At 71.0% G+C, this 23,193-nt stretch carries 23 protein-coding genes, 1 pseudogene and 1 riboswitch; of the genes and pseudogenes, 18 read left to right on the top strand and 6 right to left on the bottom strand.

What is annotated here, in order from left to right:
* Nucleotides 1-49: 49 nt before the first annotated feature.
* The 3 genes from glyA to gcvT all read right to left on the bottom strand — a co-directional run bounded on the left by glyA (nucleotide 50) and on the right by gcvT (nucleotide 2,956).
* The gene (glyA, locus tag AMK21_RS15195; RefSeq protein WP_073878143.1) at nucleotides 50-1,309 is read right to left on the bottom strand and encodes a serine hydroxymethyltransferase; all 1,260 of its coding nucleotides are present in this window, start codon (nucleotides 1,307-1,309) and stop codon (nucleotides 50-52) included.
* Between the two features lie 19 nt (nucleotides 1,310-1,328).
* Nucleotides 1,329-1,706 (bottom strand): glycine cleavage system protein GcvH, encoded by a 378-nt coding sequence (gene gcvH / locus AMK21_RS15190; protein ID WP_018509777.1) that lies wholly within the window; start codon nucleotides 1,704-1,706, stop codon nucleotides 1,329-1,331.
* 134 nt (nucleotides 1,707-1,840) lie between these two features.
* Nucleotides 1,841-2,956 (bottom strand): glycine cleavage system aminomethyltransferase GcvT, encoded by a 1,116-nt coding sequence (gcvT, locus tag AMK21_RS15185; protein ID WP_073878142.1) that lies wholly within the window; start codon nucleotides 2,954-2,956, stop codon nucleotides 1,841-1,843.
* Between the two features lie 175 nt (nucleotides 2,957-3,131).
* Nucleotides 3,132-3,229, bottom strand: a riboswitch (glycine riboswitch).
* A 164-nt stretch (nucleotides 3,230-3,393) separates the two neighbouring features.
* Between gcvT and AMK21_RS15180 the strand changes: the two genes are divergently transcribed.
* The 10 genes from AMK21_RS15180 to AMK21_RS15135 all read left to right on the top strand — a co-directional run bounded on the left by AMK21_RS15180 (nucleotide 3,394) and on the right by AMK21_RS15135 (nucleotide 13,601).
* Entirely contained in the window at nucleotides 3,394-4,092 is a 699-nt protein-coding gene (locus AMK21_RS15180; protein WP_073878141.1) for an AAA family ATPase, read from the top strand.
* Between the two features lie 43 nt (nucleotides 4,093-4,135).
* Nucleotides 4,136-4,906 (top strand): enhanced serine sensitivity protein SseB, encoded by a 771-nt coding sequence (locus tag AMK21_RS15175; RefSeq protein ID WP_073878140.1) that lies wholly within the window; start codon nucleotides 4,136-4,138, stop codon nucleotides 4,904-4,906.
* 145 nt (nucleotides 4,907-5,051) lie between these two features.
* Entirely contained in the window at nucleotides 5,052-5,837 is a 786-nt protein-coding gene (locus tag AMK21_RS15170; protein ID WP_073878139.1) for an enhanced serine sensitivity protein SseB C-terminal domain-containing protein, read from the top strand.
* Nucleotides 5,838-6,070: 233 nt separating this feature from the next.
* The gene (locus tag AMK21_RS15165; protein WP_073878138.1) at nucleotides 6,071-7,741 is read left to right on the top strand and encodes an ABC transporter substrate-binding protein; all 1,671 of its coding nucleotides are present in this window, start codon (nucleotides 6,071-6,073) and stop codon (nucleotides 7,739-7,741) included.
* An 85-nt stretch (nucleotides 7,742-7,826) separates the two neighbouring features.
* Complete coding sequence (locus AMK21_RS15160) at nucleotides 7,827-8,831, top strand: ABC transporter permease (protein ID WP_073878137.1); 1,005 nt, start codon at nucleotides 7,827-7,829, stop codon at nucleotides 8,829-8,831.
* Between the two features lies 1 nt (nucleotide 8,832).
* A complete protein-coding gene (locus tag AMK21_RS15155; protein ID WP_073878135.1) occupies nucleotides 8,833-9,795 on the top strand; it encodes an ABC transporter permease in 963 nt (320 codons plus the stop codon).
* 6 nt (nucleotides 9,796-9,801) lie between these two features.
* Nucleotides 9,802-10,794, top strand: a complete 993-nt coding sequence (locus AMK21_RS15150; RefSeq protein ID WP_073878133.1) for an ABC transporter ATP-binding protein — start codon at nucleotides 9,802-9,804, stop codon at nucleotides 10,792-10,794.
* Complete coding sequence (locus AMK21_RS15145) at nucleotides 10,791-11,987, top strand: ABC transporter ATP-binding protein (protein ID WP_073878131.1); 1,197 nt, start codon at nucleotides 10,791-10,793, stop codon at nucleotides 11,985-11,987. Before AMK21_RS15150 ends, AMK21_RS15145 begins: the two co-directional genes overlap by 4 nt.
* A gap of 18 nt (nucleotides 11,988-12,005) precedes the next feature.
* A complete protein-coding gene (locus AMK21_RS15140) occupies nucleotides 12,006-12,665 on the top strand; it encodes a trimeric intracellular cation channel family protein (RefSeq protein ID WP_073878129.1) in 660 nt (219 codons plus the stop codon).
* Between the two features lie 63 nt (nucleotides 12,666-12,728).
* Nucleotides 12,729-13,601 carry a thioesterase family protein gene (locus tag AMK21_RS15135; RefSeq protein WP_199863202.1) on the top strand — a complete coding sequence of 291 codons (873 nt, stop codon included), beginning with the start codon at nucleotides 12,729-12,731 and terminating at the stop codon, nucleotides 13,599-13,601.
* A 37-nt stretch (nucleotides 13,602-13,638) separates the two neighbouring features.
* Here AMK21_RS15135 and AMK21_RS15130 read toward each other — a convergent pair whose 3' ends face one another.
* Nucleotides 13,639-14,274 (bottom strand): TetR family transcriptional regulator, encoded by a 636-nt coding sequence (locus AMK21_RS15130; RefSeq protein WP_073878125.1) that lies wholly within the window; start codon nucleotides 14,272-14,274, stop codon nucleotides 13,639-13,641.
* A 122-nt stretch (nucleotides 14,275-14,396) separates the two neighbouring features.
* Here AMK21_RS15130 and AMK21_RS35415 point away from each other — a divergent pair, with 122 nt between their 5' ends.
* The 3 genes from AMK21_RS35415 (at nucleotide 14,397) to AMK21_RS15120 (ending at nucleotide 16,339) form a co-directional block, all read left to right on the top strand.
* The gene (locus AMK21_RS35415) at nucleotides 14,397-14,552 is read left to right on the top strand and encodes a hypothetical protein (protein ID WP_199863201.1); all 156 of its coding nucleotides are present in this window, start codon (nucleotides 14,397-14,399) and stop codon (nucleotides 14,550-14,552) included.
* Between the two features lie 80 nt (nucleotides 14,553-14,632).
* The gene (locus AMK21_RS15125) at nucleotides 14,633-14,983 is read left to right on the top strand and encodes a hypothetical protein (protein WP_073878123.1); all 351 of its coding nucleotides are present in this window, start codon (nucleotides 14,633-14,635) and stop codon (nucleotides 14,981-14,983) included.
* A 186-nt stretch (nucleotides 14,984-15,169) separates the two neighbouring features.
* Complete coding sequence (locus AMK21_RS15120; protein ID WP_073878121.1) at nucleotides 15,170-16,339, top strand: cysteine desulfurase family protein; 1,170 nt, start codon at nucleotides 15,170-15,172, stop codon at nucleotides 16,337-16,339.
* A gap of 15 nt (nucleotides 16,340-16,354) precedes the next feature.
* On the opposite strand, the gene AMK21_RS15115 is transcribed toward AMK21_RS15120, so the two are convergent.
* Nucleotides 16,355-17,107, bottom strand: a complete 753-nt coding sequence (locus AMK21_RS15115; protein ID WP_073878118.1) for an N-acetylmuramoyl-L-alanine amidase — start codon at nucleotides 17,105-17,107, stop codon at nucleotides 16,355-16,357.
* A gap of 61 nt (nucleotides 17,108-17,168) precedes the next feature.
* Here AMK21_RS15115 and mnmA point away from each other — a divergent pair, with 61 nt between their 5' ends.
* The gene (gene mnmA, locus AMK21_RS15110; protein WP_073878116.1) at nucleotides 17,169-18,308 is read left to right on the top strand and encodes a tRNA 2-thiouridine(34) synthase MnmA; all 1,140 of its coding nucleotides are present in this window, start codon (nucleotides 17,169-17,171) and stop codon (nucleotides 18,306-18,308) included.
* Nucleotides 18,309-18,327: 19 nt separating this feature from the next.
* On the opposite strand, the gene AMK21_RS15105 is transcribed toward mnmA, so the two are convergent.
* Nucleotides 18,328-18,663 (bottom strand): DUF427 domain-containing protein, encoded by a 336-nt coding sequence (locus AMK21_RS15105; protein ID WP_073878114.1) that lies wholly within the window; start codon nucleotides 18,661-18,663, stop codon nucleotides 18,328-18,330.
* 95 nt (nucleotides 18,664-18,758) lie between these two features.
* On the opposite strand from AMK21_RS15105, the pseudogene AMK21_RS15100 reads away from it, so the two are divergent.
* The 4 genes and pseudogenes from AMK21_RS15100 to ligA form a co-directional block, all read left to right on the top strand.
* A pseudogene (locus AMK21_RS15100) lies at nucleotides 18,759-18,887 on the top strand (TIGR00730 family Rossman fold protein); the annotation flags it as partial.
* 68 nt (nucleotides 18,888-18,955) lie between these two features.
* The gene (locus AMK21_RS15095; protein WP_073878112.1) at nucleotides 18,956-19,645 is read left to right on the top strand and encodes an SDR family oxidoreductase; all 690 of its coding nucleotides are present in this window, start codon (nucleotides 18,956-18,958) and stop codon (nucleotides 19,643-19,645) included.
* A 45-nt stretch (nucleotides 19,646-19,690) separates the two neighbouring features.
* The gene (locus tag AMK21_RS15090) at nucleotides 19,691-20,719 is read left to right on the top strand and encodes a methionine synthase (protein ID WP_073878109.1); all 1,029 of its coding nucleotides are present in this window, start codon (nucleotides 19,691-19,693) and stop codon (nucleotides 20,717-20,719) included.
* A 32-nt stretch (nucleotides 20,720-20,751) separates the two neighbouring features.
* Nucleotides 20,752-23,007 carry an NAD-dependent DNA ligase LigA gene (ligA, locus tag AMK21_RS15085; protein ID WP_073878107.1) on the top strand — a complete coding sequence of 752 codons (2,256 nt, stop codon included), beginning with the start codon at nucleotides 20,752-20,754 and terminating at the stop codon, nucleotides 23,005-23,007.
* Nucleotides 23,008-23,193: the final 186 nt, after the last annotated feature.

Genomic DNA, 23,193 nt, shown 5'->3' with positions numbered 1-23,193 from the left:
TCAGTGTGCGCGGTGCCCCGCCCTTGTGCGCAGAACCGCAGGCCAGGTGCTACTTCAGGCCGGGGTACAGCGGGAACTTCTCGGCCAGCGCGACCACGCGGGCCTTGAGGTCGTCCGCGTCGTAGGTCGGCTTGAGGGCCGCGGCGATGATCTCCGCGACCTCGGTGAAGTCCTCGGTGCCGAAGCCACGGGTGGCCAGCGCCGGGGTGCCGATCCGCAGGCCCGAGGTGACCATCGGGGGGCGCGGGTCGTTCGGGATGGCGTTCCGGTTGACCGTGATGCCCAGCTCGTGGAGCCGGTCCTCGGCCTGCTGGCCGTCCAGCTCGGAGTTGCGCAGGTCGACCAGGACCAGGTGCACGTCCGTGCCGCCGGAGAGGACGGAGACACCCACCTCGGTGACGTCCGGCTGCACCAGGCGCTCGGCGAGGACGCGGGCACCGTCCAGTGTGCGCTGCTGGCGCTCCTTGAACTCCTCGCCCGCCGCGATCTTGAACGAGACCGCCTTGGCCGCGATCACGTGCTCCAGCGGGCCGCCCTGCTGACCCGGGAAGACCGCCGAGTTGATCTTCTTGGCGAGCTCCTGGGTGGAGAGGATCACGCCGCCGCGCGGACCGCCGAGGGTCTTGTGCGTGGTGGTGGTGACGACGTGGGCGTGCGGCACCGGGTTGGGGTGCAGACCGGCCGCGACCAGGCCCGCGAAGTGCGCCATGTCGACCATCAGGTACGCGCCGACCTCGTCCGCGATACGGCGGAAGGCGGCGAAGTCCAGCTGGCGCGGGTAGGCGGACCAGCCGGCGACGATCAGCTTCGGCTGGGACTCCTTGGCGAGGCGCTCGACCTCCTCCATGTCCACGATGCCGCTCTCGTCGACGTGGTACGGGACCACGTTGTAGAGCTTGCCGGAGAAGTTGATCTTCATGCCGTGGGTCAGGTGACCGCCGTGGGCCAGGCTCAGACCCATGATCGTGTCGCCCGGCTTCAGCAGCGCGAACATCGCGGCGGCGTTCGCCTGCGCACCGGAGTGCGGCTGGACGTTCGCGGCCTCGGCGCCGAACAGGGCCTTGATCCGGTCGATCGCGATCTGCTCGACCACGTCGACGTGCTCACAGCCGCCGTAGTAGCGGCGGCCGGGGTAGCCCTCGGCGTACTTGTTGGTGAGGACGGAGCCCTGGGCCTCCATGACCGCGACCGGAGCGAAGTTCTCCGAGGCGATCATCTCGAGGGTGGACTGCTGACGGTGGAGCTCGGCGTCGACGGCGGCGGCGACGTCCGGGTCCAGCTCGTGGAGGGAGGAGTTCAGAAGCGACATCAGGGGGTCCCTTAAGGTCTCAGTTGCCGGAGAACGCGGTGTACTCGTCGGCGGAGAGCAGGTCGGCCGGCTCCTCCGTGACGCGCACCTTGAACAGCCAGCCGCCCTCGAAGGGAGCGGAGTTCACCAGCGAGGGGTCGTCCACGACGTCCTGGTTGGCCGCCGTCACCTCACCGGTCACCGGCGAATACAGATCGCTGACGGACTTGGTCGACTCCAGCTCGCCGCAGGTCTCGCCCGCGGTCACCGTGTCACCGACCTCCGGAAGCTGGGCGTAGACGACGTCACCGAGCGCGTTGGCCGCGTACTCCGTGATGCCGATCGTGGCCACGCCGTCCTCGACGGCCGACAGCCATTCGTGCTCCTTGCTGTACCGCAGCTGCTGGGGGTTGCTCATGACCTGAATTCTCCTGTACGCGGGGGAGTGCTGATGAACGGTGGTCTTACGGTGTGAGACGGAGGTACGTCACTTCCGTGACGCCTGCGTGCCGATGCGGAAGGCCCGGAACGCGCGCCGGTCCCTCCGGGATATCACTTCTGGCGCTTGTAGAACGGCAGCGCGACGACCTCGTACGGCTCGTGCGTGCCCCGGATGTCCACGCCCACGCCCTCGGTACCCGGCGCGGCGAAGGCCGCGTCCACGTACGCCATGGCGACCGGCTTGCCCAGGGTGGGGGAGGGGGCGCCGGAGGTGACCTCGCCGATCACCTTGCCGTCGGCGACGACCGAGAACCCGGCGCGAGGGACGCGGCGGCCCTCCGCGATCAGGCCGACCAGCTTGCGCGGCGGGGCGCTCTCGGCGCGCTCGGCGGCGGCCTGGAGCGCCTCGCGGCCCACGAAGTCGCCCTCCTTCTCGAACTTCACGACCCGGCCCAGACCCGCGTCGAACGGGGTCAGCGCCGTCGTCAGCTCGTGCCCGTACAGCGGCATGCCGGCCTCCAGGCGCAGCGTGTCCCGGCAGGAGAGGCCGCAGGGGATCAGGCCGTGCGTCTGGCCGGCGTCCGTCAGGGCCCGCCACAGCTGCTCCGCGTGTTCGGGTGCGACGAAAAGCTCGAAGCCGTCCTCGCCGGTGTAGCCGGTACGGGCGATGAGCGCCGGGACCCCGGCGACCGTGCCCGGCAGGCCCGCGTAGTACTTCAGCCCGTCCAGATCGGCGTCGGTGACGGCCTTCATGATGGCGGGCGACTCGGGGCCCTGGACCGCGAGCAGCGCGTACGCGTCCCGGTCGTCGCGCACCTCGGCGTCGAACCCCGCCACGCGGGCGGTCAGCGCGTCCAGCACGATCTGAGCGTTGCCCGCGTTGGCCACGACCATGTACTCGGTCTCGCCCAGCCGGTAGACGATCAGGTCGTCCACGATCCCGCCGTCCTCCTGGACGATCATCGTGTAGCGGGCGCGGCCGTTGCCGACGGTGGCGATGTTCCCCACCAGGGCGTAGCTCAGGAAGGTCGCGGCCTCGGGTCCGGTGACGGTGATCTCGCCCATGTGCGACAGGTCGAAGAGACCGGCCCGGGTGCGTACGGCGTTGTGCTCGTCGCGCTCACTGGCGTACCGCAGCGGCATGTCCCAGCCCGCGAAGTCGGTCATGGTGGCGCCGAGCGAGCGGTGCAGCGCGTCGAGGGCGGTGAGACGGGGGGCAGTGCTCATGGATACGGCTCCAGGGCATGACGACGTCAGGACGGATCCCCCCCATCTGTCATCGGAACCTGAGAGGTTCGCCGATAGCCCCTGACGGGGTATGCCCCCGAGAGGAGGGCCCTGTTCACAGGGCTCGGCTTGCACCTTGGGTGGAGCCGCAGGGCGACTCGCTTTTCAGATCTGCCTCATCCACGCGGTACGGGGCCTGAGAGATTCAAGGGAGGATCTTGCTCCTTCGGCGCCCGGCTCACACTGTGGCCGGAACTCTCCCGCGCGGATTCGAACGGCCGGTATGCAGTTGGCCGGGTCATCATCGCACGCCTTGCGGCAGAGTGGGGCGGCCGGTCGGCAACGCTGGTGCGAACAGCGAGGGCGGTTGTGGAGCCTTGCCATTTCTTTACACTTCAGGAGCAGGCGAATGCGGCCCGACAGCAGGGGGATGGGCGATGGTGTTGCAGCGGTCGGTACCGACCGCGGGGGTCGCGCACAGCGCGATGCCCGCACAGCCCGGCGTACCCGGCCGCGAGCTGCTGGAACCCCGTGCGCCGGTGGTACGCGATCTGCGCGGGCGCACCGGCCACAGTCCGTACAGCCTCGACTTCACCCCCGGTGACATCGTGGTCGTCTCCGGGCTGCCCGGCGGGGGCAAGTCCACCCTGATCCGGCGGGCCGTGAGCGGCCCCGCCATCGACTCCCAGAACACCCGCGACCGCTGGGCCGCCGCACTGCCCCGCTTACTTCCGTACGCCCTCTACCGCCCCTTGGTCCGCGCCGCCCACTACCTCGGGCTCTGGTCCGTCCTGCGCTCCGGCGCGTCCGTGGTCGTCCACGACTGCGGTACGCAGACCTGGGTACGCCGCTGGCTCGCCCTGCACGCCGCCCGCCGGGGCCGCACCCTGCACCTGCTCCTGCTCGACGTGGATCCCGCGACGGCCCGCGAGGGGCAGCGTGAACGCGGCCGGGGCGTCTCCGGGTACGCCTTCGCCCGCCACCGGCACGCGGTGGCCCGGCTGATCCGCGACACCGAACAGGGCACGCTGCCCCCTGGCTGCGCCTCGGCGGTGCTGCTGGACCGGGAGGCGGCGAGCGCGCTCAGCCGGATCTCCTTCATCGACGGGGACGCCCCGGCCGCGTGCGCCGGTTAGGGTTCTGGCCGAGCGAACGACAGCTGAGAGAGGCACAGAGGCAGTGGACATTCCGGCACCGGTCCAGGCGCACCCCCAGCACGGGTGGCCCGCCAACGAGCTCGAAGAGGTGCTGACCGCCTCCCTCGGCGTCGCCGACGCGGGCGGCCGCCTGGTCGAGGTGCTCGGCCGCAGCTCGGTCTGGGTCCCGCTGCCGGCCGGCGGCTCGCCCGCCAGCGCCGACCTCGACCTGCCGATGATGGACATCGACGGCGCCGCGTACGTCCCCGTCTTCAGCTCCGAGGGCCAGTTCCTCAGCTGCGTCGGCAGCCACATGTCCTTCGCCGTGGCCCCCGCCCGCGACTTCGCCCGGGGCCTGCCCCCGCAGGTCGGCATCGCGGTGAACCCGGGCGGCGCCGTCGGCATCCCGCTGCCGCCGCCCGCCGTCGCAGAGCTCTGCCGGGCCGGGCGCACCGCCCTGGACGGTCCCGCCACCGGCGGCCGGGTCAAGCTGTACGAACCGGACTGGCAGCACGACCCCGTCGACTTCCTCACCGCCGTCTCCGCCGAGTTCGAGGCCACCGGCGTGGTGTCCACCGCCCGCCGGGCGCTCGCCAGCATCGAGGGCGGCGACCCCGTGCTCTTCGTGGGCGTCGAGTTCGCCACCTGGGACGGCGCGGGCCAGAGCGCCCCGATGGACGCCCTGGGACGGGCGCTCGGCCGGGTCGAGGTGCCCTGGCCGGTGAACCTGGTCCTACTGGACGTGGCCCAGGACCTGGTGGGCGACTGGATGCGGGAGAAGGTGCGCCCGTTCTACCGGCGCGAGGGCCACTGACCCCGCCGGAGGGATGCCCGCGTACCGGCGCCGCCCGACCGTGGCGTCAAGTCGGTGTCAGAAGTGGCGCATAAGCTGGTTTGATGGCGAGGCCGCTCCCGTGTGCCCGGGAGCGTCGACGGAACGATGAGGGGCGGGACCCAGGGTGAGTGCGTCAGGCACTGCGGCGGCCGGTCAGGTCGAGCACATGCTGCGCCAGGTGAGCCCCGGGCGTTACGACGCCTACGAGGCGCTGCTCGCGGCCCTCGCCGACAGCCGGGTCTGGATGCTGCTCTGGCACGGCACGGCCGGTTCACCGGACGCGCAGTACGGCTCCATGGAGGTCGACGGCCTCGGATACGCACCGTGCGTCACCTCCGCCCAGGAGCTCTCCGCCAGCGGCTGGAGCCGCGCCCACGAGCTGGTCTCCGGCCGGGACATCGCCCGCACCCTTTTCCCCGACCGCTGGGGCATCTGGCTCAACCCGCACGCCCCCGGCGGCGGGGTCGGCATCCCCTGGCTGGACCTGCGCCGGATCTCCACCGGCCTGGACCGGCTGCCCGCGGGCCCGCTCCGGTTGACCGAGCCCGCCGTGGAGCTCCCGCAGTTCTACGCCCAGCTCACCCAGAACGCCCACCGCACCCCGGCCGTCCGCTCGTTGCGCCGCGCCTGGGTGCACCCCGCGGTCGGTGTCCCGTACCTCGCGATCGGGCTCGACCTGTACGACACCGGGCGGGCCTCCGTCGACGCGGTGCGCGCGATGATGCGGCAGTCGATCGGCGCGGTCCCCGACGGGCTGCCCGTCTCCACCGTCGCCATGTCCGACGAGTACGACCCGGTCGCGATGTGGCTGCGCGCCAACGCCCGCCCGTTCTACGACCGCGAGGCGCACGCCCCGGCGGGTGCGCCGCCCGCCGCCGGGTACGGATACCCGCCGCAGCAGCACCGCTGAGCTGCGGGTCGAACCGGCGCCGCCGACCCGCGCGACGGGACCGGCCTCGCCGAACACCCTCAGATGTCCGGCTTGTTAACCGGGTCCGGAGGGATGTCCCGGAACTGGACGGTTTGTTAACTGTCCGGGTCTCGACTAGGTCTCACCGCTATCCGGACTGTTCTCTTGCGGTGCACCCCGTCTGTAGTGTGCGGCCATCAAACCTCACCACATGGCGAACCAGGGGTGGACCCATGCGCATATTCAAGTCCCGGGCTGTCCGGGCGATCACGACAGCGGTCGCTGTCGGTCTGATCGCCACGGGCTGTTCCAGCGAGCGGGACGAGGGCGGCTCCAAGGGGGGCGACAAGGACACCTTCGTCTTCGCCGGATCCGGTGACCCCGGCTCCCTCGACCCGGCCCTCGCGAGCGACGGCGAGACGTTCCGCGTCACCCGTCAGGCCTTCGAGGCGCTGCTGGAGCACGAGCCCGGCGGCAGCAAGCTGGTCGGCGGCCTCGCCGAGAAGTGGGAAGGTGACGCGGCCGGCAAGGTCTGGACGTTCAACCTGCGCCAGGGCGTGAAGTTCCACGACGGCGAGGCGTTCAACGCCGCCGCGGTCTGCGCGAACTACGACTACTGGTTCAACTGGAAGGGCACGTACCAGTCCAGCGCGGTCTCCTACTACTGGCAGACCATCATGGGCGGGTTCGCGAAGAACGAGGACGCCGAGACGCCCAAGGCGAACTACAAGTCCTGCACCGCCAAGGACGAGAACACGGCCGTCATCGAGGTCAACGAGCCCTCCGCGAACCTGCCGGGCGGGTTCTCCCTCCAGGCGCTCGCGATCCACTCGCCGAAGGCGCTCAAGGAGTACGCGAAGCAGAACGCGACCGCCAAGGGCGACGCGATCACGTACCCCAAGTACAGCCAGGAGGCCGGCACGGTCGCCGGCACCGGCCCGTACAAGATCGTGAAGTGGAACAAGGGGAACAAGGAAGTCTCCCTGGAGCGCTTCGACGACTACTGGGGCGACAAGGCCAAGGTGAAGAACCTGGTCTTCCGCACCATCTCCACCGAGGAGACCCGCCGCCAGGCGCTCCAGGCGGGTGACATCGACGGCTACGACCTGGTCGCCCCCGCCGATGTGACGACGCTGCAGAAGCAGGGTTACGAGGTCCCGACCCGTGACGTCTTCAACATCTTCTACGTGGGCATGAGCCAGTCGGCCAACCCCGCGCTGAAGAAGCCCGAGGTCCGTCAGGCGATCACGCACGCCATCGACCGCGAGAACCTCGTCAACACCCAGCTGCCCGAGGGCGGCAAGGTCGCGACCCAGTTCATGCCCGACACGGTCGCCGGCTTCTCCGACAAGGTGAAGACGTACCCGTTCGACACCACCAAGGCGAAGGACCTCCTCAAGCAGGCCGGCCAGGAGAAGCTGTCCATCGAGTTCTGCTACCCGACCGAGGTCACGCGCCCGTACATGCCTGCCCCGCAGGACATGTTCGAGTTGATGAAGGCCGACCTGGAGAAGGCCGGCATCACCGTCAAGCCGAAGGCCATGAAGTGGGCCCCGGACTACCTGGACGCCACCGAGGCCGGCTCCTGCGCCCTGCACCTGCTCGGCTGGACCGGTGACTTCAACGACGGTTACAACTTCATCGGCACCTGGTTCGCCGGGCCCGACAAGCAGTGGGGCTTCAAGGACAAGAAGGTCTTCGACGCCGTGAACGCGGCCTCCAAGGTCACCGACACCGCCGGTCGCACCGAGGCGTACAAGAAGGCCAACGAGGCGATCATGGAGTACGTCCCGGGCGTGCCGATCTCGTCGTCCCCGCCGGCGATCGCGTTCGCCAAGAACGTCAACCCGCCGAAGGTCTCCCCGCTGACGCAGGAGAACTTCGCCGAGGTCTCCTTCAAGTAATCGCACACCAGCGGGTCCGCCCGGCCACAGCAGTCAGGTGGCCGGGCGGACCCGCATCGACGCACGTGAGAAAGGGGCATGCGGGGTGCTGCGACTCGTCGTAAGAAGACTTCTCCAGCTCATTCCCACCCTGCTCGGCCTGTCGGTCCTGCTGTTCCTCTGGCTGAACCGACTGCCCGGCGGACCCGCCTCAGCGATCCTGGGCGAGCGGGCCACCGAAGCCGAAGTGGCGAGGATCAACCGTGCACTCGGGCTCGACGAGCCGGTGCACGTCCAGTACTGGCGCTTCCTGAAGCGCATCTTCGAGCTCGACCTCGGGACCTCCACCCAGACCGGGCAGCCGGTGTGGGACGAATTCGCCCTGCGCTTCCCGGCCACCGTGGAACTCAGCGTCGCCGCCATCCTGATCGCCGTGGTCGTGGGCATCCCGATGGGCTACCTCGCGGCCAAGCACCGCGGCGGCTGGCTGGACGTCGCGTCCGTCTCCGGATCGCTGCTGGGCATCTGCATCCCGGTCTTCTTCCTGGCCATGCTGCTGCGCGGGATCTTCTCCGTCCAGCTGGGCTGGTTCCCGAGCCAGGGCAGGCTCACCACCGGCCTCAACGCCACCGACATCACCGGATTCTCGGTCCTGGACGGGTTGCTGACCGGTGAGTTCGACGCGAGCTGGGACGCGATCATGCACCTGGTCCTGCCCGCCGTCGCGCTGGCCTCGATCCCGCTCGCCGTCATCGTCCGGATGACCCGCGCCAGCGTCCTGGAGGTGCTCGGCGAGGACTACATCCGCACCGCCGAGTCCAAGGGCCTGGACAAGCGCGTCGTCCGCGGACGCCATGTGCTGCGCAACGCGCTGCTGCCGGTGATCACCGCGGTAGGCCTGCTGACCGGCAGCCTGCTCTCCGGTGCGGTGCTCACCGAGTCCGTCTTCGACTTCGGCGGCATCGGCTCGTTCATCCGTACCGCGATCGACGGCCGCGACTACCCGGTCCTCGTCGGGTTCATTCTCTTCATCGCGATGGTGTACGTGCTCATCAACCTCCTGGTCGACCTCGCGTACAGCATCATCGACCCGAGAGTGCGGGTGCACTGACGTGACGCTTCTGACCAACAAAGCAGACAAGATCGACCGTCTCGCCGAGCTGACCCAGAGCTCCGAGTCCGTGGCGGGCACCAGCCTGTGGCGCGAGGCGTTCCGTCGGATGCGCTCCAGCAAGATGGCGATCATCGGAGCGGCGATCATCGCCGCCTTCGTCCTCGTCGCCATCGTCGGCCCGATGCTCGCGCCGCACGGCCCCACCGCGCAGAACTGGCGCAGCGAGGTCTTCCCCAACCAGGGCAAGTTCGTCGGCATGCGCGGCGAGAACTGGTTCGGCCTGGACCACCTGGGCCGCGACATGTTCTCCCGCTGGCTCGTCGGGGCCCGCCAGACCCTCCTGGTCGGTGTGGTCTCCATGCTCATCGGCCTGATCATCGGTGCGGCGGTCGGCATCCTCTCGGGCGCCGCCGCCACTCTCGGCGGCAAGGTCGGCCAGCGCATCGACACCGTGGTCATGCGGTTCACCGACATCATGCTGTCGCTGCCGTCCCTGCTGCTGGCCGTCTCCATCGCCGCGGTGCTCGGACAGTCGCTGACCACCGTGATGATCGCCGTCGGTGTCGTCCAGATCCCCATCTTCGCCCGCCTGCTGCGGGGTTCGATGCTGGTCCAGGGCGGCGCGGACTACGTGCTCGCCGCGAAGGCGGTCGGCATCCGGCGCAAGCGGATCGTGCTGACCCAGATCCTGCCGAACTCGCTCAGCCCGGTGATCGTCCAGGCGACGCTGAGCCTCGCCACCGCGATCATCGAGGCGGCGGCCCTGTCCTACCTGGGGCTCGGCAACCCCGATCCGGCCGTTCCCGAGTGGGGCGTGATGCTCTCGCAGGCCCAGCGCTTCTTCGACAACGAGCCGATGATGGCCGCCTACCCGGCCATCGGGATCATCATCACGGCGCTCGGCTTCACCCTGCTCGGCGAGTCCATGCGCGAAGCCCTCGACCCGAAGCTGCGAGGCTGACGTCCTATGGCACTGCTCTCAGTTGAAGAACTCAGCGTCACCTTCACCGCGCGCGGCCGCAAGGACGCCACGGCCGTGGACGGCGTCTCCTTCGACGTCGACCAGGGCCAGGTCGTCGGCCTGGTGGGCGAGTCGGGGTGCGGCAAGTCCGTCACCTCGCTCGCCCTGATGGGACTGCTGCCCCGCAAGGGTGTACGGATCGGCGGGCGGGCGGAGTTCGACGGCCAGAACCTGCTGGGCATCAGCGAGCGCAAGCTCCGCGACATGCGCGGCAGCCAGCTGGCGATGATCTTCCAGGACCCGCTCTCCTCGCTGAACCCGGTCGTCCCCATCGGCATCCAGGTCACCGAGATCCTCCAGCGCCACCGCGGCCTCAAGGGCGAGAAGGCCCGCAAGGAAGCGGTGTCGCTCCTGGACCGGGTCGGCATCCCCGACCCGGACCGGCGGCTCAAGGAGTACCCGCACCAGCTCTCCGGCGGTATGCGCCAGCGTGCGCTGATCGCCATGGCGGTGGCCTGCGCGCCCCGGCTGCTGATCGCCGACGAGCCGACCACGGCACTGGACGTGACCATCCAGGCGCAGATCCTGGAGCTCCTCAAGGAGCTGGTCGACCAGGAGGGCACCGCCCTGCTGATGATCACCCACGACCTCGGCGTGGTGGCCGGACTCTGCGACGAGGTCAACGTCCTCTACGCGGGCCGGGCGGTGGAATCGGCGGGCCGCCGCGAGCTGTTCGCCCACCCCACCCACCCGTACGCGCACGGGCTGCTCGGCTCCATCCCGCGCCTGGACGCCCCGCGCGGCGAGCCGCTCAACCCGATCCGCGGCTCCATCAACGACAAGATCGCCTGGGCCGACGGCTGCGCCTTCGCACCCCGTTGCGACCACTACACGATGGAGTGCCTCACCGGCACCCCCGAACTGACCGAACCACGCGCCGCCGGACACCAGGTGCGCTGCGTCAACCCGGTCCTGCCCAAGGCGGAGGTCCCGGCATGAGTCTGCTCGAACTGGACGGTGTCAAAGTCCACTTCCCGGTCAAGAAGGGCCTCTTCTTCGACCGTACGGTGGGCCATGTCTACGCCGTCGACGGCGTCTCGCTCAGCGTGGAGGCCGGCCAGACGTACGGCCTGGTCGGCGAGTCGGGCTGTGGCAAGACGACGCTCGGCCGCGCGGTCCTGCGGCTGAACGACATCACGGACGGGGCCGTCGTCTTCGACGGCACCGACCTCGCGAAGCTGCCCTCGGAGGAGATGCGGACCTTCCGCCGCCGCCTCCAGATGGTCTTCCAGGACCCGCTGGGCAGCCTCAACCCCCGGCAGAACATCGAGTCGATCCTCGCCGAGGGCATGGCCGCCCACAACATCGGCAAGGACCAGGCCGAGCGACGGGAGAAGATCAAGGAGATCCTTGCCCGGGTCGGCCTTCCGGCCAACGCGATGTCCCGCTACCCGCACGAGTTCTCCGGCGGTCAGCGCCAGCGCATCGGCATCGCCCGCGCGCTGGTCCTGGAACCCGACGTGATCATCTGCGACGAGCCGGTGTCCGCGCTGGACGTCTCGGTCCAGGCGCAGGTCATCAACCTGCTGGAGGAGCTCCAGGAGTCGCTGGGCCTGACCTACCTGGTGATCGCCCACGACCTCGCGGTGGTCCGGCACATCTCGGACGTCATCGGGGTCATGTACCTGGGCGGCCTGGTCGAGGAGGCGCCGAGCGACGCGCTGTACGCGGGGCCCCGGCACCCGTACACGAAGGCGCTGATGTCGGCCGTCCCGGTGCCGGACCCCGAGGTCGAGGACCGCCGGACACGCATCCTGCTCCACGGCGACCTGCCCTCCCCGGCCGACCCGCCGGCCGGCTGCCGCTTCCACACCCGCTGCCCGTGGGTGCAGGAGACCAAGTGCGCCACGGAGCGGCCGCCGTTGCTGGACACCGGTGACGGGCACAAGGTGGCCTGCCACTTCACGGCCGGGATCGAGGCCGGGACGGTGAAGCAGACCCTGGCGACCGGGATCGAGGCGGTCATCTCCACGGAGGCGGTGGCGACCGAGGCGGTGGAGGTCTCGGAGGGGGATGCCTCGCCGGAAGCCCCGGCCTCCGACGCTCCGACCGAGAAGGAGGAGCCCGCGACCGTACCGGCTCAGGCCGACGCGGGGAGTGCCGACCGGGCGGAGGAGAGCCCCAAGGCCTGAGACCGGCACAATTGCCCGGTGCTCACCGAACTGTTCACGCCCTCCGTCCAGCATGCGCTCGACCTCGTCGGGATCTTCGTCTTCGCGATCTCGGGCGCGCTGCTCGCCGTACGCAAGAACTTCGATGTCTTCGGCATCGCGGTCCTCGCCGAGGTGACAGCGTTGGGCGGAGGGCTGTTCCGTGATGTGATGATCGGTGCGATCCCGCCCGCCGCCTTCACCGACCTCGGCTACTTCATCACCCCGCTCTTCGCCGCCGGGCTGGTCTTCTTCCTCCACCCGCACGTGGAGCGCATCCAGGTCGGCGTCAACGTCTTCGACGCGGCGGGGCTCGGCCTGTTCTGCGTGACCGGCACGGTCAAGGCGTACGAGTACGGCCTCGGGCTCACGTCATCGGCGGCGCTCGGCCTGGCCACCGCGGTCGGCGGCGGTGTGCTGCGGGACGTGCTGGCCAACGAGGTGCCCTCGCTGCTGCGCTGGGACCGCGACCTGTACGCGGTGCCCGCGATCGTCGGCGCCACCATGGCCGTCCTGTGCATCCGCTTCGACACCCTCAACGCCTTCACCAGCGGTACGGCGGTCATCGCCGCGTTCACCCTCCGCCTGCTGGCCCTGCGCTTCCACTGGCGGGCGCCGCGTGCGTACAACCGGTCCTCCGCGCGCGCGGAGGAAGCCTAGACGCGGGATTCGGCGCCCCAAAAAGCTACCGCTCAGTAATGCAGTCCATGTACCGTGCATGTCATGGCACAGGCAGCGACAGAGGCGGCGGCGCAGACCGCCCGGGCAACCATCGGCGACAGCGAGTTCGACCGGGACACCGCGGTCACCCTGCGCGAGGAAGGCGTCTACGACGCCGAGCTCTCCGCGGGCTGGACCATCATCCACGCCGTCAACGGCGGCTACCTGCTGGCCCTCCTCGGCCGCGCGTTGGGCGAGGCCCTGCCGCACTCCGACCCGTTCTCGGTCTCCGCGCACTACCTCACCGCCTCCGTCCCCGGCCCCGCGGTGATCCGGACCCAGACCGTCCGCACCGGCCGCACCCTCTCCACCGGACAGGCCTCGCTCTTCCAGTACGCCGAGGACGGCAGCGAGATCGAGCGCATCCGGGTCCTCGCCACCTACGGCGACCTGGACGCCCTCCCCGACGACGTACGCACCACCGCCCTGCCGCCCGCCATGCCCGGCCGGGACCTCTGCCTCGGCCCGAGCGACGGCGCGCCCAAGATCCCCGGCAGCTCCGCCATCACCGAGCGCCTCGACATCAAGCTCGACCCGGCGACCGTCGGCTGGGCGGTCGGCGCCCCGTCCGGCAAGGGCGAGATGCGCGGCTGGTTCGGCCTCGCGGACGGCCGCGACCCCGACGCGCTCTCCCTGCTGCTCACCGTGGACGCCCTGCCGCCGACCTCGTTCGAGCTGGGCCTCACCGGCTGGACCCCCACCGTGGAGCTCACCACCCACATCCGCTGCCGCCCCGCTCCGGGCCCGTTGCGCGTCTCCATCACCACCCGCAACCTCGCGGGCGGCTTCCTGGAGGAGGACGCCGAGGTCTGGGACAGCGCCGACCGCCTCGTCGCCCAGTCCCGCCAGCTGGCGAAGGCTCCGCGCACCGAGTAGCGCGTACGCGTACGACGTCTCCCGCGCCCGTCCGGGCTCAGCCCCGGGCGGGAGCCTCGTCGAGCCAGTGGGCACGGCCGATGGAGACCAGCCGCAGCCGCCGCCGGGCCTGCCGGACCACGGCCCGCTCGTTCTCGGGACCCGCGTCCAGCAGCGCCGACGCGGTCATCACCATGTGGTCCACGTAGAACCCGCCCAGCATCAGCAGGTCCTCCTCGCTCCACCCGGCCGACCCCGGCTCCTGGCCGAGCGCGCACGCCACCTCCTCCGCGAACCGGAACAGCTGCGCCGCGATGGCCTCGCGCACCGGGCCCACCCCGCCGTGCTGCTCGCGTGCGATGAACCGGAAGTGTGCGGGCTGCGCGCCGACGTGCCGCGCTATCACCTCCACGCTGCGGTCCAGCCGCTCCTCGCTGTCGCCCGTCTCCGCGAGCACCGCCGCGATCAGCTCGTGCAGGCTGCCCAGTGTCTCCTCCACCAGGGCGACCCCGAGCGCGGCGGTGTCCGCGAAGTGCCGGTAGAAGGCGGTGGGGGTGACCCCGACGGCCCGAGTCACCTCCCGCAGTCCCAAGCTGCTCAGGCTCTGGTGCTCCAGCAGCAGGAGCGCGGCGTCGAGCAGGGCCTGGCGGGTCTTCAGTTTCTGGGTCTGACGGATTCCGGCGGTGTGACTCATGCCATTCAGTAAACAACCGTTCTCCGAGTCGAGGAAGGGGCCGGAGGTTTAGGCTGGCAAGTCAGTGAACACTCGTACTCCGAACGGCTTTCGTCTTCGTCGTCGTACAGAGAGGTCCCGCCGTGCTTGTCCTCGTCGCCGCGCTGCTTCTGCTGGGAATCACTCTCGGGGCGGTCGCCCAGCTCCCGGTACCGGTCTCCCTGGCCGCCGCGGCCGTGATCGGCTGCTGGCTGCTGACCTTCGCCGTACGGGAGCGTCACGCGCGCCGCACCCGCTGACCCGCGCCCACCCCCCCCCGTACGCGCACCAGCACCCGCCGGGCCTGCCGCACCCGGACCGATCCGAAGGAGCTCGCACCATGACGCTCACCCTTATCGACCGCGCCCGCCGCACGGACCATGCCACCGACCAGGGCGTGACCCCCGAGGTGGCTCCCGCCCGGGCTTCCGGAATTGCTCCGCGCCGGGCCGCCGGCCGGGAGGCGGACGGTCTCGCCGTCGCCTCGTTCGTCCTCGGCCTCGTCGGCCTGCTGGCGTTCAACCTGCTGCTCGGCCCCACCGCGATCGTGATGGCGCTGCTCTCCCTGGCCCGCCGCACCCGCCGCCCCGGCCGCGCCTACCTGGGCCTCGCGCTCGGCGTCGCCGACCTCGTGGTGCTGGCCGTCCTCGTCACCGTCAACGGCACGGTCGCCTGGAACCTCGGCGCCTGACGCGGGCGCCCCGAGTCGCTCCCCCGCTCCGAACCGGGATCCGGACCGGACTCCGGACGGACTCCGGACCGGGATCCGGGCGGGGATCCGGGCGGGTCCGCGCACCCCGGTACGAGCGTGCGCGGTCGCCGCATCGTGACGCACCCGCCATGCGCCCCGCCCCGGGCTCGTAGAATCGGCCCCACCATGGCCTACCTCGACCACGCCGCGACCACGCCGATGCTTCCCGAAGCGATCGAGGCGATGACCGCCCAGCTCTCCGTCACCGGCAACGCGTCCTCGCTGCACGCGGCCGGGCGCAGGGCCCGCCGTACCGTCGAGGAGTCCAGAGAGACCCTCGCCGACGCCCTCGGCGCACGCCCCAGCGAGGTGGTGTTCACCTCCGGCGGCACGGAGGCCGACAACCTCGCCGTCAAGGGCCTCTACTGGTCCCGCCGCGACGCCGATCCCCGCCGCACCCGGGTCCTCGCGGGCCCCGTCGAGCACCACGCCGTCCTGGACGCCGTCGACTGGCTCGCCGAGCACGAGGGCGCCACCGTCGACCACCTCCCGGTCGACCGCTACGGCCGGGTCCACCCCGAGGGCCTCCGCGAGGCGATCCTCCGTAACCCCGACGACGTCGCGATGATCACCGTGATGTGGGCCAACAACGAGATCGGCACGATCATGCCGGTACGGGAACTGGCCTCGGTCGCAGCTGAGTTCGGGATCCCGATGCACGCCGACGCGGTGCAGGCCTTCGGTCAGCTGGAGGTCGGCTTCGCCGCCTCCGGACTGGCCGCGATGACGGTCAGCGGCCACAAGATCGGCGGCCCGTTCGGCATCGGCGCGCTGCTGCTGGGCCGTGACCACACCCCCGTACCCGTGCTGCACGGCGGCGGCCAGGAGCGGCACGTGCGCTCGGGCACCCTGGACGTGCCCGCCGTCGCCTCCTTCGCGGTGGCGGGGCGGCTGGCCGCCGAGGGGCGCGAGCACTTCGCCCGGCGCGTCGGCGGGCTGCGGGACGACCTGGTGGCCGCCGTGCGCAACGCCGTACCGGACGCCGTCCTCGGCGGCGACCCGGACCCGGCCGGGCGGCTCCCGGCCAACGCCCACTTCAGCTTCCCCGGCTGCGAAGGCGACTCGCTCCTGCTCCTCCTGGACGCCCAGGGCATCGAGTGCTCCACCGGCTCCGCCTGCACCGCCGGGATCGCCCAGCCCAGCCACGTACTCCTGGCCACCGGCACCGATCCGGACCTGGCGCGGGGCACCCTGCGCTTCTCGCTCGGCCGCACCTCGACCGAGGAGGACGTCAAGGCGCTGGCCCAGGCGATCGGCCCGGCGGTGGAGCGGGCGCGGACGGCCGGACTGAGCTGAGAGCCGCTACTGCGTTCAAGCCGAAGCCGAAGCCGAGGCAGAAGGGGTCGGGGTGGGCGGTGCCGTGGCCGACCGCTTCACCAGCTTCAGATAGCGGTCCCAGTCCCAGTGCGGCCCCGGATCGGTGTGGTCGGTGCCCGGCACCTCCACATGCCCGATGATGTGCTCCCGGTCGATGGGTATCTCGTACCGCGCGCAGATCGACGCGGTGAGCCGCGCCGACGACTCGTACATGGCCTTCGTGAGGTCCTTGGGCCGGTCCACGAAGCCTTCGTGCTCGATGCCGACGGCCCGCTCGTTGAAGGAGCGGTTGCCCGCCTGGTAGGCCACGTCCAGCTCGCGGATCATCTGCACCACCCGCCCGTCCTGGCCCACGATGTAGTGCGTCGCGGCCCGGTGGGCGGGATCCTGGAAGACCCGTACCGCGCTGTCGAAGCTGCCCTGGGTGACATGGATGATCACGCGGTCGATCCGGAAGTCGTCCGGGCGGTCCGCCCGCCGCCAGTTCGCCTCGGACGCGGCGACCCAGGTGGCGGCCCCGTAGTCCAGCTCACCGGGCTTGCGGGGCTTCTCCACCCCCGGCACCCGCCACCACGCCCGCTTCACCTCGTCGCGCACGAGCACGGCGACGGTGCCGGCCGCCACCACACCGCCGCCGATCAGCAGCGCGCGCCGGCTGACGCCGCCCGAGGGCTTCTTCCGCGAGGCCTTGCGTGACGACGTGCCTGAGGGCTTGCCCGACGCCCCGGTGCTCCCGTTGTTCCCCATGTGATCGTCAACGCTTATCCGCGAGCGTTCGGTTCCCGGCGACCCGTACTCTGGAGGGGCTATGACTCAGACTTCCCAGCGCCCCCTGCGTGTCCTCGCCGCGATGTCGGGCGGTGTGGACTCCGCCGTCGCCGCCGCGCGCGCCGCCGAAGCGGGCCACGACGTGACCGGTGTCCACCTCGCCCTGTCCGCGAACCCCCAGTCCTTCCGGACCGGGGCGCGCGGCTGTTGCACCATCGAGGACTCCCGGGACGCGCGCCGTGCCGCCGACGTCATCGGTATCCCGTTCTACGTCTGGGACCTCGCGGAACGGTTCCGCGAGGACGTCGTGGACGACTTCGTCGCGGAGTACGAGGCCGGGCGCACGCCCAACCCCTGCCTGCGCTGCAACGAGAAGATCAAGTTCGCCGCTCTGCTCGACAAGGCCCTCGCCCTCGGCTTCGACGCCGTCTGCACCGGCCACTACGCCACGGTGGTGCTCGCCGAGGACGGCAGCCGCGAGCTGCACCGCGCCTCCGACATGGCCAAGGACCAGAGCTATGTGCTGGGCGTCCTGGACGAGAAGCAGCTAGCCCACGCGATGTTCCCGCTCGGCGACACCCTCACCACCAAGGACGAGATCCGCGCCGAGGCCGAGCGCCGGGGCCTGGCCGTCGCCAAGAAGCCCGACAGCCACGACATCTGCTTCATCGCCGACGGCGACACCCAGGGCTTCCTGGCGAACCGCCTCGGCGGCCCGGCCGAGGGCGACATCCTCGACGAGACCGGTACGAAGCTGGGCACCCACGAGGGCGCGTTCGGCTTCACCATCGGCCAGCGCAAGGGCCTGAAGATCGGCCACCCCGCCCCCGACGGCAAGCCGCGCTACGTGCTCGACATCTCCCCGGTGAACAACACGGTCACCGTGGGTCCGGTCGAGGCCCTCGACGTGACCTCGCTGACCGCCATCAAGCCCCGCTGGTGCGGAACGCCCCCGTCCGGCCCGGGGACGTACACCGCCCAGCTCCGCGCCCACGGCGGCGAGACCGAGGTGACGGCCGAGCTGGTGGACGGCTCCGAGCTGCACGTCACCTTCACCGAGCCGGTACGGGGCGTGGCCCCCGGCCAGGCGGTCGTCCTGTACGACGGCAAGCGCGTGGTCGGCTCGGCCACCATCGCGACGACGGTCCGCCGCGCCGCGCGGGTCTCCTCAGGAGCCTGACGCCCCGGTTCAGTGCGGCTCAGTCGGCCACCGGCTCCGTCCCGTAGAAGCAGAAGTGGTCCTGGATCGCGGCGACTTCGGGCTTCGGGTCGGGGTAGGCCCAGACGAGGTCGGCGGCGCCGGGGAGCGACCAGTAGGAGGCGTCCCCCTTGAACGGACAGTGGGTGGTGGTGTCCGACGGGGTGAGCAGCTCGGTACGGACGTCCTCGGGCGGCAGGTAGTAGCGGTCCGGACAGCCCGTCTCGCGCAGGACGAGGGGGCGGCGGCTCTCGGCCAGCACCTGGCCCCCGTGCACCGCCCTGACGTGCACGGTGCCCGGCTCGACGGTGATGTGGTGTCCTCGGGTGGAAGTCATGCTCCTCTCAGCGGCGTACGGGCCGGGAATCTTCCCCGCCCGCCGGACCTTCCCCACAACGGGGGAGTGTCCGAGCCGGGTCGTACGGTGGCTCCGTGAACATCTGCGTCTTCCTCTCCGCCGCCGACCTCGACGACCGCTACACCGTGCCCGCCCGGGAGTTCGCCGAACTGCTCGGCAGAGGCGGGCACACCCTGGTCTGGGGCGGTTCGGAGAGCGGCCTGAAGAGTGATCAGGCCTTCGCCCAGGTTCGCGGGTCTCCAGCGATCAGGCATCCGCCTAGGATCGCCCCATGCCTACCCACCTCATCACCGGCGCCGGTTCCGGCATCGGGGCCGCTGTCGCCCGCCGCCTCCTGGAGCGCGGCGACGACCTCGTCCTCCTCGCCCGTGACGCCGGCCGCGCCAAGGAGTTCGCCGACCGCTATCCGGGCGCGCGGACCCTCGTCGGCGACCTCGGCAACCCCGACCGGCTCTCCTGGGCGTTCGGCCAGCAGCCCATGCCCGAGCGGATCGACACCCTGCTGCACATCGCGGGTGTCGTCGAGCTCGGCACGGTCGGCGAGCTCACCCCCAAGGCCTGGCACTTCCAGCTCAACGCCAACCTCGTCGCCCCCGCCGAGATCACCCGTCTCCTCATCCCGCAGCTCCGCGCCGCCCAGGGCCACGTCCTGTTCGTGAACTCCGGCGCAGGACTCAACGCCCATGCCGGCTGGAGCGCTTACGCCGCGAGCAAGCACGGCCTGAAGGCGCTCGCCGACTCGCTGCGCCACGAGGAGCACGGCAACGGGGTGCGGGTCACCACCGTCTACCCCGGGCGCACTGCCAGCCCCATGCAGGCCAAGGTGCACCAGCAGGAGGGCAAGGAGTACGACGCCACCCGTTGGATCGACCCCGAGTCGGTGGCCACCACGATCCTCATGGCGATCGACCTGCCGCGCGACGCCGAGGTGAACGACCTCACCGTCCGCCCGGGTCGCTGAAGCCCGGCCGCGCGGGTGCCCCACCCGGGACCGTAGGCTTCCCGCGTGAGCGAGAAGAGCAAGTTGAGCGAATGCCCGGCCACCGGGATCGGGTCGATGCCCGGGGGAGACGCGAGGGAGGCGGCGAAGACCGTCACCGGCTCCTTCGCCGACGGCCAGGGCATGCCGTACCTGGCGGAGCTGCCGGCGCGCGGGCCGGGCGCGGACATGATCGGCCGGACCCTCGGCATGCTCGTCGAGATGTACGGGCACGTGGAGCCGAGCGGCTGGCGGATCAGCGACCGGCCCGGCCGCGACACCCGCCGCGCCCGCTCCTGGCTCGGCGAGGACCTGGACGCCCTGGAGGAGTTCACCCAGGGGTACGAGGGGCTGCTCAAGGTCCAGGCCGTCGGCCCGTGGACGCTGGCCGCCGGTCTCGAACTGCGCGGCGGCGAGGCCATGCTGGGCGACCCCGGAGCCTGCCGCGACCTGGCAGGTTCGCTGGCCGAGGGGCTCCGCGCCCACCTCGCCGAGGCGCGGCGCCGCATGCCCGGGGCCGAGGTGGTCCTCCAGCTGGACGAACCCTCCCTGACCGCCGTCCTGCTGGGCCGGGTCCGCTCCGCCAGCGGCTACCGCACCTACCGGGCCGTCGACCGCCAGGTCGTCGAGTCGGCCCTGCGTGACGTCCTCGCCGTCGCGGGCGAGGAGGGCACGACGATCGTCCACTCCTGTGCCCCCGAAGTGCCTTTCGCGCTGCTGCGCCGGGCCGGCGTGGACGGAATCTCGTTCGACTTCTCCCTGCTCACGGAGCGTGAGGATGAGACGATCGGGGAAGCGGTCGAAGGCGGCACCCAGTTGCTCCTCGGCGTGGTGCCCTCCACGGACGCCTCCTCGGAGGCATTGTCAGACCCGGGCGGTAGCGTCATGGGGGTCAGGACGCTGTGGAGCAGGCTGGGGATGAATCCGGGGACTCTCGCCGAGTCCGTCGCGATCACTCCGTCGTGCGGTCTCGCGGGCGCGTCGCCCGCGTACGCCCGCGCCGCGCTCGCCCACAGCGCCCGGGCGGCGAGGTCGCTCGCGGACAACCCTGAGTGACGGGGACGACGGGTACACAGGAGGACGGGACGATGGCGGGCGAAGAGCGGGTGGAGCAGGAGAGTTCGGTCCCGGCCGGCGTGCGGGAGGCCCACGCACTGCTGGCCGAGCAGATCGAGGAGCACCGCTTCCGGTACTACGTGAAGGACCAGCCGGTCGTCAGCGACGCCGAGTTCGACCGGCTGACGCGCTCCCTGGAGGCCCTGGAGGACGAGTACCCCCAGCTCCGGACCCCGGATTCCCCGACCCAGAAGGTCGCGGGGCCCTACGTCACGGAGTTCACCTCCGTCGAGCACCGCGAGCGGATGCTCTCCCTGGACAACGCCTTCGACGACGAGGAGCTGGCCGCCTGGGCCGAGCGCGTCGCCAAGGACGTCGGCACGCCCGACCACCACTTCCTCTGCGAGCTCAAGGTGGACGGGCTCGCCGTCAACCTCACCTACGAGCACGGCCGGCTGACCCGCGCGGCGACCCGGGGCGACGGCCGCACCGGCGAGGACATCACGCCCAACGTCCGCACCATCGCGGAGATCCCGCACCGCCTCCAGGGGGACGACATCCCCGCGCTGGTCGAGATCCGGGGCGAGGTCTTCTTCCCGATGGAGGCCTTCGAGGAGCTGAACGCCCGGCTGGTGGCCGCCGACGACAAGCCGTTCGCCAACCCACGCAACGCGGCGGCCGGTTCGCTGCGCCAGAAGGACCCCAAGGTCACCGCCACCCGCCCCCTCCACATGGTGGTGCACGGCATCGGCGCCCACGAGGGCCTCACCCTCGACCGCCTCTCCCAGGCCTACGAGCTCCTCCACTCCTGGGGCCTGCCCACCGCCCGGCACAACAAGGTCGTCGACTCCCTCGCAGGCGTACGGGGGTTCATCGCGTACTTCGGTGAGCACCGGCACTCCGTGGAGCACGAGATCGACGGGGTCGTCGTCAAGGTCGACGAGATCCCGCTCCAGGGCCGCCTGGGCTCCACCTCGCGCGCCCCGCGCTGGGCCATCGCCTGGAAGTACGCTCCCGAAGAGGTCAACACCAAGCTGGTCAACATCCGCGTCGGCGTCGGCCGCACCGGCCGCGTCACGCCGTACGCCCAGGTCGAGCCGGTCGAAGTGGCCGGCTCCGAGGTCGAGTTCGCCACCCTGCACAACCAGAACGTGGTCAAGGCCAAGGGTGTGCTCATCGGCGACACCGTGGTCCTGCGTAAGGCGGGCGACGTCATCCCGGAGATCCTCGGCCCCGTCGTCGACCTGCGCGACGGCACCGAGAAGGCGTTCGAGATGCCGACGCACTGCCCCGAGTGCGGTACGGAGCTGCGCCCGATGAAGGAGGCCGACATCGACCTCCGCTGCCCCAACGCCCGGACCTGCCCGGCCCAGTTGCGCGAGCGGATCTTCTATCTGGCCGGCCGCAAGAGCCTGGACATCGACCACTTCGGCTACGTGGCGGCCGCCGCCCTGACCCGGCCCCTGGAGCCCGCCGAGCCGGTCCTGCGGGACGAGGGCGGCCTGTTCGACCTCACCATCGAGCAGCTGCTGCCGATCCGGGCGTACGTCCTGGACCAGGACAGCGGGCTGCCCAAGCGCGACCCGAAGACGGGTGAGGAGAAGATCGCGACGGTCTTCGCCAACAAGCAGGGGGAGGCGAAGAAGAACGCGGTGGCCATGCTGGAGGGCATCGCCGCAGCCAAGGAGGCGCCGCTGGCCCGGATCCTCACCGGGCTTTCCATCCGGCACGTCGGCCCGGTCGCCGCCCAGGAGCTGGCCCGCCAGTTCCGCTCCATCGACCGGATCGACGAGGCCACCGAGCAGGAGCTGGCCGACGCGGACGGTGTCGGCCCCATCATCGCCGCCTCCGTCAAACAGTGGTTCGCCGAGGACTGGCACCGCGAGATCCTGCGCAAATGGCGCGAGGCCGGGGTCCGCATGGCCGACGAGGGCTCGGACGAGGAGCAGGGCCCCCGCCCCCTCGAAGGGCTCACCGTCGTCGTCACCGGCACCCTCACCGCCTACACCCGGGACGGCGCCAAGGAGGCGCTCCAGAGCCTCGGCGCGAAGGTCACCGGATCGGTGTCCAAGAAGACCGCGTTCGTGGTCGTCGGCGACAACCCCGGCTCCAAGTACGACAAGGCCGTGCAGCTGAAGGTCCCCGTGCTGGACGAGGCCGGGTTCGCCGTCCTCCTCGAACAGGGCGCCGACGCCGCCCGGGAAGCGGCCCTGCCCGTCCCCGGAGCGGCCCCGGGAGCCACGCCGGAAGCTGGCGCGGAGGCCGCCCGGGAAGCCGCGCCCGAGTAGACCGCCCGCCCCGGCGACGCGCCCGCCACTCCCGGACATCCTGGTGTTCGCCGGATCGAGACGACTTCGAGACGCGGCCCCGGCGTGGCGCGCCCCGGATGGGGAAGAAACGGGGCAGAGGGGCGAAGAAGGGCCGGCCGGACCCCGAACGGCCCACCGACGTCACCCGTTCGGCGCATAGCAGAT

Source organism: Streptomyces sp. CB00316, assembly GCF_001905595.1.
Classification (GTDB): Bacteria; Actinomycetota; Actinomycetes; order Streptomycetales; family Streptomycetaceae; genus Streptomyces.
Note: the sequence above shows the minus strand (reverse complement) of the source record. Positions and strands in the feature narration are given on the sequence as shown.

Coding starts and splice junctions, on each gene's coding strand:
- AMK21_RS15125 (WP_073878123.1), top strand. CDS start 14,633: ATGACGCTCACCCTTATCGACCGCGCCCGCCGCACGGACCATGCCACC.
- gcvT (WP_073878142.1), bottom strand. CDS start 2,956: ATGAGCACTGCCCCCCGTCTCACCGCCCTCGACGCGCTGCACCGCTCG.
- AMK21_RS15180 (WP_073878141.1), top strand. CDS start 3,394: ATGGTGTTGCAGCGGTCGGTACCGACCGCGGGGGTCGCGCACAGCGCG.
- gcvH (WP_018509777.1), bottom strand. CDS start 1,706: ATGAGCAACCCCCAGCAGCTGCGGTACAGCAAGGAGCACGAATGGCTG.
- mnmA (WP_073878116.1), top strand. CDS start 17,169: ATGACTCAGACTTCCCAGCGCCCCCTGCGTGTCCTCGCCGCGATGTCG.
- AMK21_RS15120 (WP_073878121.1), top strand. CDS start 15,170: ATGGCCTACCTCGACCACGCCGCGACCACGCCGATGCTTCCCGAAGCG.
- AMK21_RS15105 (WP_073878114.1), bottom strand. CDS start 18,663: ATGACTTCCACCCGAGGACACCACATCACCGTCGAGCCGGGCACCGTG.
- AMK21_RS15130 (WP_073878125.1), bottom strand. CDS start 14,274: ATGAGTCACACCGCCGGAATCCGTCAGACCCAGAAACTGAAGACCCGC.
- glyA (WP_073878143.1), bottom strand. CDS start 1,309: ATGTCGCTTCTGAACTCCTCCCTCCACGAGCTGGACCCGGACGTCGCC.
- AMK21_RS15095 (WP_073878112.1), top strand. CDS start 18,956: ATGCCTACCCACCTCATCACCGGCGCCGGTTCCGGCATCGGGGCCGCT.
- ligA (WP_073878107.1), top strand. CDS start 20,752: ATGGCGGGCGAAGAGCGGGTGGAGCAGGAGAGTTCGGTCCCGGCCGGC.
- AMK21_RS15150 (WP_073878133.1), top strand. CDS start 9,802: ATGGCACTGCTCTCAGTTGAAGAACTCAGCGTCACCTTCACCGCGCGC.
- AMK21_RS15115 (WP_073878118.1), bottom strand. CDS start 17,107: ATGGGGAACAACGGGAGCACCGGGGCGTCGGGCAAGCCCTCAGGCACG.
- AMK21_RS15145 (WP_073878131.1), top strand. CDS start 10,791: ATGAGTCTGCTCGAACTGGACGGTGTCAAAGTCCACTTCCCGGTCAAG.
- AMK21_RS15165 (WP_073878138.1), top strand. CDS start 6,071: ATGCGCATATTCAAGTCCCGGGCTGTCCGGGCGATCACGACAGCGGTC.
- AMK21_RS15135 (WP_199863202.1), top strand. CDS start 12,729: ATGGCACAGGCAGCGACAGAGGCGGCGGCGCAGACCGCCCGGGCAACC.